Below are 10,041 nucleotides of genomic sequence, written 5' to 3' on the forward strand. Positions count from 1 at the left end.
ATTAAGGATTAGGTATTCTACTTTCAATGAAATCAAATACAGGTTTAAAAACTTCAAAACATTCGTCTGGAAATGTTGGCACTTTTACTTTTGCAAATTCAACTTTTTCTCCCCGAAAGCGTTTAAATTTAGAAGGTAACTTTTTGTCTTCTACAAACATTGGATCTAATTCAGGTAAATGACTGAAAAGATGTTCAATTGCCATTACTGCATTTTCTCCAAATGTTCCTCCGGCTTCATTATTAATGACTTGTTTTTCAATCGGTTTTCCTTTTGGTACAGGAAGCATTATAGCGTAAACTTCATTATTTTCCATTTGTTTTATTAACCCTAAGAAAGCATCTTCACAAATATTTATATTTGAAAATCCATTCCAAGTATTAAATGCTTTATCAAAATCAAATAGACCAAAAATAGGTAAGCCTTCCATGTCTTTTATAACTTCTGGGTCTTTCATTAATTGAGCTAGATATTTATGCCCAAATGCATAAAATGGTATAAATGGAATTTCCTTTCCTGGATTTAATCTATACCAAGCTTCCTTGATAACAAGTGGATCGGTTTTACCCTCAGTAAAAAGAACTGGTTTTTTTTCAATTTGGATAGTGTTAATTATGCTTAGTATTTGTTCATGTTCACTATACTTGATTATCTTTTCGCTCAACTTATCAATTGCAATTCTTTTAGGTATTTCAGAAACTCCTAGCTCTCCTTTTTTATTAAAATCAAAATATCTTATTTTGTCTTTTATATATTTTATTAAAGTAATAGCGCTATGACTACTCATCAAAATATGATTACTTTCACTTGATTTTGATGAAATATCTGTTAGCTGTTTAAAAAAATCAAATTGCCATTCCGGATGAAGGAAAGAATCGGGTTCGTCTAACAAAGTAATACAGTTCTTATCCTTAAATAATTCTGTAATGGCAAAAATGTAAATTGATTGAAATTGACCATCACTAAATTTACTAATATCAATTTTTTTTCCAGAATTCAATTCAACTTCAAGCGATATATCTTTTAATAAGTTAATAGATTTTAGATTATCCAATGAAACAAACAATTCAAGTAAAGGTATGCCATCAAATATATTCTGAAATGAATTAATACTTCTAAATAAAATATACTCTTCTTTATATTCATTGTTGATATAACCTTCTTCTCGAACAGGTGGATTCTCTAATTTATCAATATTCCATATTTGATTAAGAAAGGTTCTAAAAAAACCATCAGCACCCCAAAATCTTGTCTCATCATTGAATTCATCAAATTCCAACTCTTTTCCTTTTGCATAATCAGGTCTGGTGAATATCATTTTAACTTCAGTACCAATAGATTTTATACCTAATTTCTCTAGTATAATTTTCTTGGCATTAAAATCTTTATTTTGAAGTAAAATAGTGGCTAATAATAATGTTTTATATTCTGAACCAATACCGAAAAAACGCCTTGCATCATCTTGATTGAATGCTGCATTGTTTCTGTTTCTATTAATTTTTTCTTTATGTTTTTCATCACTCAGGGAAATATAATTTTCAATCATATTATTATGGCCTGAATAGTATATTAAGATGTTATCTGGTAACAGATTTGGCGGTATAAATGGAGATTTAACATCTTTAGAATCCACCCAAGTGTTATCCACCCATTTTAACTCAACATTATTACCATCAATTTCATATTGAAGTTTATAGTTGAAACGAATAGGATATTCATTGTCGAATAAATGTTTGAATATTTCTAATATAGCCTCAAACAAATTTGATTTTCCAGTTCCATTTTTACCCACAAAAACATCAATAAAGCTTGTGCCGTCAAAATCTAATTTGAAATCTTTTAGGTTTTTATATTCGCCTATAATCTGTAAATGTTTTAATCTCATTATACTATACTTGTGCTAAAACTGCATTTAAGAGTTGTGATTGTTTTTTTGAAGATTGTTCTATTTTTTTTTCAAGTTGATTGCAAAGTTTAAAAAGTTGATTCACTCGTTCAACAATTCTTTCTTGCTCTTTGAGAGAAGGAAGTGGAATTGGCAATTCTCTCATTGTTTTTAATGAAACATTTTTGATAGTAGTTCCTGTAGCAGAAGAAAAAGCATAGTTTAGAAAATAAGAAGAATTAATTATAATTTTAATGTAATTTTTGTTGACATTTACTAAATTAAAATAGCAAGCACTTTTACCTAAAATTATCTTTTCATTATTATAGAATGCTACATTTCCAATTGTTCCATTAATTGAAACAAAAACTGTTTTATCATTTAGATTACGTTTATGTTTAATGAATTGTTCATTTGATACCGTTTTAGTATTTTCTTTTATTTCTATTTTACCATCTGTCAAGTTATTTCCATTAATAAAATAATATTCTCCATTAATATCATATTCAGGTGTTCCATGAATACCATCACCTAGTAGAGAGACTATTTCTCCTAAGCGAATCCAATTCCATCTATGTGGAATCGAAAATGGGAAATCATTATCTTTAATTGGAAAAGAGGCTTGCTTTTTCATCATCCCTTTTTTCAAAAGTTCATTCTTTTCTTCAACAATTTTCTTTAAATAATTTTCAATCGATTCGTCATTGTCATTTTGGCCAACTAATTTTCCTTTGATTGCAAGATTTAGAATTACATCTTTTAAAACCGTTACATTTTGTTTGACGGTATATAAAGTATCAAATTGATTGACAATAAAACTCCAAGCATCATTAAATGAAATTTCATCATTTGCTTTGATAAGATTATTAATAGCTGCCGAATTGATTTGAAGTTGTAATTTGTTTTTACGCTTTCGTTCTGCTTCCAATTTATCACATAAAAGCATTAGTTGGTCTATTTTTTCAACTATTCTTTTTTGCTCTTCAAATGGAGGTAATGGAACAATGGTATTAATAATCTTCTCTCTTGAAATGTTTGGTTGAGCAGCCCCAGCACCTTGACTAATGAAATTTTGTTTTAAAGATGATATTAGGTTGAATAGATATTTATTATTAATTAATGAAAATGTATTACAAGCACACACCGCTTGATTTGTAGTTGCTTCAATATCAAGGATACCAACTTCACCAATATTTGCACCATACATAGCAACTAAAACAGAGCCTTTAGGATTTAAATCAACTGAACATTTTTCTAATGCTATTTCAGATATTTTTTCTGAAGTTTCTTTAATTAACCCTTGTTTTACTTCACCTGATTTTACCCAAGGAATATTACCATTATAAAAAGAACTATTCGACCTATTTGGTGTTGAACCAGATTTCCAGATACCAAACTCATTTAGTTTAACCCATTTCCAATTAGAAGGCAATTTAAATAAGGTTTCATCATTTTTAATTAATTCTAACTCTTTTTGTTTACGTATTTTTCCAAGTATAATCAATTTTTGCCTTTCTTTTTTTATCTCTTCTATAAGTTCATGGGCTGATTGTTCTTTTAAATTTTGTTCAACTAATTTTCCTTGCATCGCTAATTTCAATATTAGTTCGCGCAATCGGGTAATGCCATCAGGAGTTTCTAACGCGATTTCAAAATGTTTTTCTAATAATTCCATCTTCTGCTAATTTCCTAATGCTTGCATTAATTCTTTTTTCAATAAATCTCTAGTAGCAATAAGTTCTTTGCTTATTTGCTCGTAGTCTTGCATTAATATTTTTGGGTCGGTATGAATAATATCAATACTATGGGGATTTTTGAAATCTAAATTGTAATTTTTATCCTCAATTTCTTTTACAGAAACCTTCCAAGCATGCTCATTTTGCTTGCGGTTGTTCCACCATTTTTTTTCTAAATCAAACTCTTCAATTCGTAATGGCTTACTTCTTGAATAGGATTTGTAGCCTTCTGGGTAAGGATGTTCATAATACCAAACGTGTTTGGTTGGTTCTCCTTTATCAAAAAATAAAATATTGGTATTAATACCTGTGTAAGGACTAAACACTCCTTTAGGTAAACGTACAATAGTATGAAGATTGAATTCTTTTAAAAGTTCTCTTTTTAAATTGGTTTTTACGCCTTCACCAAATAAAAATCCATCAGGTAAAACCACACCAGCTCTTCCAGTATCAGGTTTTAGTAAATGCATGATTAATGCCATAAATAAATCGGCAGTTTCTCTGGTTTGGTATTTTTTGGGAAAGTTTTTTTCAATACCATCTTCCTCAACACCTCCAAATGGTGGATTGGTAATAATAACATCCATACGGTCTTTTGGTCCGTAATCTTTAAGCGGTTTACTTAAAGTATTATCATGTCTTATATTGCTTGGAACATCAATCCCGTGTAACATCATATTAGTCATTGCAAGCATGTGAGGCAAGGGTTTTTTCTCTATGCCGTGAATGTTATCTTGCAGTTTGGCAATATCCTTATTAGTTTTAAATGATTTTTTCTTGTGTTCAATAACATTTACCAAAAAACCACCTGTTCCACAAGCTGGGTCAAATACTCTTTCTCCTAATTGTGGGTTTAAAATATCAACCATGAATTGCGTTACTGCACGAGGTGTATAGTATTCACCTGCATTACCTGCCGATTGTAAATCTTGTAATATCTTTTCGTAAATATCATTAAATACATGTCTGTCACTTGATGAATTAAAATCAACATCCCCTTGAATAGTATTGATTACTTGACGTAGAAGAGTTCCCGATTTCATGTAGTTATATGCATCTTCAAAAACACTTCCCACAATTTTGCCATGTGAGGAAACTCCTTCAGTAGTTGAAAGTTTTTTCAGGGAAGGAAATAGATCATTGTTGATAAAATCAATTAATTCTTCTCCTGTCATTCCTTCATCATTAGCTGCCCAATTTGACCATTTAAAACGACTTTGTAGTGGTGATTTGTAATTGTCAATAGTTATTTCCCATTCTTTTTCTTTATCATCAAAGATTTTTAGAAATAGCAGCCAAACCATTTGGCTAATACGTTGGGCATCTCCATCGACACCAACGTCTTTACGCATTATATCTTGAATCGTTTTTATTAAGGTACTTAATGACATTTTTTTATTTTATTTATGCTGTGTATATTTGGTTTTCTATTTCTTTTAATGCTAATCGATATTGCATAATTCCACCAAAATTCTCGATAATTTCTAAAGGCGTTCCATAATCTGTGAATGGTTGTATTGTTAGAATTTTCGTTTCTTCAATATGCTCAACCCCTTCATCGGCATATTTATCAATTAACGCATTTATAACTTTTTGCGCTTGATCGCCATATTTTGTAAAATAATTTCTTTTTTTTACATTTTCTGCTCTTTCTTTTCTAGATAATATAGGTTTATCCCATGCTACATGACAAATAATATCAAAAGGATCAAGATTTTTTCCTATTTCTTCTGCTAATGCTTCAAAAAAGACTCCTTCGTTTGCTAGTTCAGTAATAATTAAGTTTTTTTTCTCAGAATCAGACCATTTTTTTATAAAGTCATCAAGTGAAGAAAATTCTTTATATAAAGTTTTTTTTGTATAATCTTTCAAAGACTCAGTAATTAGTTTACCGTCTGCATCAAAGTACTGTACTCTTTCCGCAGCAACTGAAACTGAAACATTTGCCACAAAATACTTCTTGACTTTATGAGTATCACTATCATCTTGTCCTTCATAATCCCAACCTTCATCATTTGCTGGGCTATCAAATGGCTTATAAATATCTTCGTTTGGTGAATCATCAGGTGGGACAGGAGATTCTCCTGGTCTTGGATTATAAATAATTACTGGATCACCATCAAATTCGGGATCTGCAAAAAGCTCTGTAGCTTTTTTGAAATCCATAATCGTGAAGAAAAGTTTATTGTAATCTTCATTTATTCTTGTACCACGACCAATAATTTGCTTAAATTCGGTCATGGATTGAATGCGTTGATCCAATACGATAAGTTTACAGGTTTGTGCATCAACTCCAGTAGACATTAGCTTTGAAGTTGTTGCAATAACTGGAAACTTTGATTCTGGAAAAATAAAATTATCTAATTCCATTTTTCCCTCTTCATTATCACCAGTAATTCGGACTACATACCTAGAATTTTCTGTCGTCAAATCCTTGTTTTCATTAACAAGTGCTTGTCTCATCCGTTCTGCATGATCTATATTGTCGCAAAAGACAATTGTTTTATCAAATCGATTAGTTTGTTTTAAATAGTCAGAGATTTTCTTAGCAATTAGTTCTGTCCTTTTATCTAAAACTAGAGTTTTATCAAAATCTTTTTGGTTGTAGATTCGGTCTTCAATTTCATTACCATGTTTATCAGTCATTCCTTTGTCGGGACGCCATCCTGTAACATCTTTATCGATGTCAATACGCACAACTTTATAGGGTGCTAGAAAGCCATCTTCAATTCCTTGTCGAAGTGAATAAGTGTAAATAGGATCTCCAAAATAATCCGTATTAGATATTTCCTTTGTTTCTTTGGGCGTGGCAGTTAGGCCAATTTGAGAAGCAGAAGAAAAATACTCTAGAATTTTTCGCCAATTTGAGTCAGCTGCTGCACTGCCTCTATGGCATTCATCAATAACAATTAGATCGAAAAACTCAGGTGAAAATTGTTTATAAATATTTTGTTCTTCTTCCGTACCAGTTACAGCTTGATATAATGAGAGGTATATCTCATAAGATTTATTGGCTTGTCTTTTGGAAATTTTAGTCATCGCAGAGCCAAATGGTTTAAAATCATTCGTTCTTGTTTGGTCAACTAAAATGTTTCTATCGGCAAGAAATAGAATTCTTTTTTTTGTTTTAGATTTCCATAATCTCCAAATAATTTGAAACGCAGTGAATGTCTTACCTGTACCAGTTGCCATAACTAATAATATTCGATTATCGCCATTTACAATTGCTTCTATGGTTTTATTAATGGCAAGTAACTGATAATAGCGTGGTGTTTTTTTGGTTCCATCACTATAATAATCTTGTGTAATTATTAATTCTTGGGAGGGAGAAAGATTCTTATAATTACACCACATTCTCCATAAATTTTCAGGAGTAGGAAATTCATCTAAAGGAATTTCATATTCAACTTTACTATCAGGAGCAATGTTGTTGTGAAATAAAAATCCATCACCGTTAGAACTAAAAATAAAAGGAACATTTAGCATTTCTGCATAGCGGAGTCCTTGCTGCATTCCATCGCCTAAGGTGTGAGTATTGTCTTTTGCCTCTATAATTGCAATTGGGATACCTGGTTTATAAAACAAAACATAATCAGCACGTTTGTTTTTTCCTCGAGTATGTAATTGACCTCGAACAATTACTCGTCCATTTGTAAGAGGAAATTCTTCTCTAATCTGACTATGTAAATCCCACCCAGAACTTAATAGTGCTGGAGTGATATACTTAGAACAAATATCTCTTTCAGTAAGTTTTTTTTTACTCATTCAATTTATCTTGAGAAGAAAATGATTTAATCTGCTAAGATATTGAAAAAAAGATTTTTTTGAATGAGAAAAACCGTAAATAATAAAGTAATATCTTTTTTTTGATTTGTTTTACTACATTTTTAATTTCATTATACCTGAAATCGGTCAAATATTCGTCTTCATCTTCAGAATTAAATTTTCTCAATACAAAAGATGAAAATAGAAATTGATTATTAGGTTTTAAAAGGCTTATAATCTTCAGCTGCAAAACGTGGAATGGAGCGGAACTTTCGTAGAAATGACTATAAAGCATAGCAATACAGACTCATCCCTTCATCCCAATAAAAAATTGACTTATGTACTTACAGTTTGTACTTTTGCCTTTATGAATGATAACTTTATAAATGAGTATTTTGGGATAGGAATACAAAATGGTAAAACGCCTGAAAATTTAGGTGTTTTGTGGCGATCAGCGCAAAACTTAGGCGCTACTTTTATATTTACTATTGGTAATCGATATGCCAAGCAAGCCTGTGATACCCATGATGCGGTAAAAGCAATTCCATATTTTCATTATGATACTTTTGAAGCTTTTTTTGAAAACTTACCTAAAGGAGCACGATTGGTTGGAGTTGAATTAGATGAAAAAGCTTCCGATTTAGAGACTTTCGAACATCCAAGACGTTGTGTTTATTTATTGGGAGCAGAAGATCATGGCTTATCTCATAAAGTAATGGATAAATGCCATCATTTAGTCAAATTTAAATCAGAGAAAAGTTTAAACGTGGCTGTGGCAGGGACTATTATTATGTACGACAGAAACTTGCCTAAACCACGTTCTTAAAGCATAATTTTATTCATCACTTTATCTTCGATGCACGATAACTACGAAAATATCCATTAATAAATAATATCAAAATTTTAGTATTTGGAATGTTTTAATTTTCTAAATTCTAAAGGATTAACGCCTTCATATCTACTAAAATATCTTGAAAGGTTTTTGATATCAGTATATCCGCAAACATCTGAGATTTCTGTGCCAAAAGATGCTAACCTGACTACGAAGAAAAAGCAAGAATATTGGGTGGTGAAGCTACAATGTGGACTGAGCTTACAATTGCAACAACTATAGATTCCTGAGTTTGGCCAAGAACAGCTGCAATTGCTGAACGACTTTGGTCGGCAGAAGATATTACTGATCTTGCCAGTATGCGTAAACGCCTTGAAATGGTTTCTTTTAGATTAGAAGAATTAGGGTTAACACACATTCGTAACAAAGATGTCATCCCAAGAAATATTGCAAATAATCAAAGTATAAAATCAATAGAAGAATTTTCGATTGTTTGTGAGCCTGTAAAAGAGTACACTCGTAACGAAGATGGAACTGAATATAAAATGCATTCCACTTTTGCACTTTTTGCAGATGCTTGTGTTTCTGATTCAAAAGACTCATTATTATTTGATGATGCCGTTAGCTAATATTTAGTCAATAAAATCTCTGAAAATAAAGCAAAAGTCACAGCTTTTTTTAATAAATGGATTAATGTCAATAAAGAATTAAATGTATTGAGCGCAAATGCTTCGTTAATTCAGCCAATTTTACCTTTGGCCAAAAAAAATAAATAATGCATCACAAGAATTATTACTTGTTCTGGATAATAAATCAACTTTAAAAGCTGATGATTTAAAGAATTTAATAGAGGAATGTAGCACAAAAGAACATGCTGATGTTGAGCTGGGAGTTTATGAAAGTTTGAAGAAGTTATTATAAAAATTAGGTTAGAATTTCTGATGGAGATATTTATCAAAAATTAGGATCATTTGGCTGTGGATGGCGTAACCTATTTTTCTTTTAAATCTTGTTATTGATGGGGATATGGCAGGATCCATAATAGATTGAAACATATTTCAGAAAAAATTGAAGATTTAAATTAGCAGTCTAAAAATCATAGACAAAAGCCCAATTCTATTATTTGGAGAAGGCTTCTTCATTTTATGTACCTATATATAAGGAGAGCTCTTTTCCTTTATATATAGGAGTCATATTCTACTATACTATATAGGAGAAGTTTTTTCAGGAGCTATTTCCTGCTATGCGCTACAATCTTGTCCTTTTTAAAGGAAAAAGGCCAAGGATTTTCGCTACTATCAGGGCTAGGGGCGACAAAATCCAATAGAACTTCAGAATAAACGACAATATAACAAACTTTGCGCCTTGGCGACTTTGCGAGAAACCCAGCAAAAAACAAGGAAAACCCAGCAAAAACAAGTAAAAAGCCCAAAAAAGACAAAGAGAAAGAAAAAAGAACACCTGTAAACACACTGTTATCAGACTGTTAAAAAATAAACAAAAAATACTCCATAAAAAGTATTGTTTAACTGAATAAAGGTGGTAGTTTTGCACCCGCAACAACGACAAACGTTCCTTTAAATACTGGCAAGCAAGACAAATCAAATTAGAAATAAAATTCTAAAAAAAAAAGATTTAGAAAAGCTTGTGAGAATGGAAAACGGATGTTACATTTGCACCCCGCAAAACAAGCAAAGTTACTTGAAAGATTGATAAGAAAGAAGAAAACGGAAACGAAAATTTTCCAAAAAAAAACTTCACAAATTTCTTGCCAGTTAGAAAAGACTTTTCTACTTTTGCACCCGCTTTGAGAAACAAGCGAT

Annotated in this window: 7 protein-coding genes; 2 read left to right on the forward strand and 5 right to left on the reverse strand. The window is 31.0% G+C overall.

All coding sequences use genetic code 11. The annotated features are described in order from the left end of the window. Position 1: 1 nt before the first annotated feature. The 4 genes from SHI72_RS18440 to hsdR are packed head-to-tail and all read right to left on the reverse strand — an operon-like array spanning position 2 to position 7,386. Positions 2-1,885, reverse strand: a complete 1,884-nt coding sequence (locus SHI72_RS18440) for an AAA family ATPase (RefSeq protein WP_323490975.1) — start codon at positions 1,883-1,885, stop codon at positions 2-4. 4 nt (positions 1,886-1,889) lie between these two features. Further along, on the reverse strand, positions 1,890-3,560 hold the full coding sequence (locus SHI72_RS18445) for a restriction endonuclease subunit S (RefSeq protein WP_323490976.1): 1,671 nt from the start codon (positions 3,558-3,560) through the stop codon (positions 1,890-1,892). 6 nt (positions 3,561-3,566) lie between these two features. Further along, positions 3,567-5,012 carry a class I SAM-dependent DNA methyltransferase gene (locus SHI72_RS18450; RefSeq protein WP_323490977.1) on the reverse strand — a complete coding sequence of 482 codons (1,446 nt, stop codon included), beginning with the start codon at positions 5,010-5,012 and terminating at the stop codon, positions 3,567-3,569. A 13-nt stretch (positions 5,013-5,025) separates the two neighbouring features. Then, a complete protein-coding gene (gene hsdR, locus SHI72_RS18455) occupies positions 5,026-7,386 on the reverse strand; it encodes an EcoAI/FtnUII family type I restriction enzme subunit R (protein WP_323490978.1) in 2,361 nt (786 codons plus the stop codon). A gap of 367 nt (positions 7,387-7,753) precedes the next feature. Here hsdR and SHI72_RS18460 point away from each other — a divergent pair, with 367 nt between their 5' ends. Both SHI72_RS18460 and SHI72_RS18465 read left to right on the forward strand, forming a co-directional pair. Beyond that, the gene (locus SHI72_RS18460) at positions 7,754-8,212 is read left to right on the forward strand and encodes an RNA methyltransferase (RefSeq protein ID WP_323490982.1); all 459 of its coding nucleotides are present in this window, start codon (positions 7,754-7,756) and stop codon (positions 8,210-8,212) included. 365 nt (positions 8,213-8,577) lie between these two features. Next, positions 8,578-8,847 carry a hypothetical protein gene (locus tag SHI72_RS18465; RefSeq protein ID WP_323490979.1) on the forward strand — a complete coding sequence of 90 codons (270 nt, stop codon included), beginning with the start codon at positions 8,578-8,580 and terminating at the stop codon, positions 8,845-8,847. A 1,006-nt stretch (positions 8,848-9,853) separates the two neighbouring features. Here SHI72_RS18465 and SHI72_RS18470 read toward each other — a convergent pair. Beyond that, a partial coding sequence (locus SHI72_RS18470) for a hypothetical protein (protein ID WP_323490980.1) occupies positions 9,854-10,041 on the reverse strand: 188 nt, incomplete at its 5' end.

It is taken from the genome of Flavobacterium sp. PL02, assembly GCF_035013205.1.
Lineage (GTDB): Bacteria > Bacteroidota > Bacteroidia > Flavobacteriales > Flavobacteriaceae > Flavobacterium.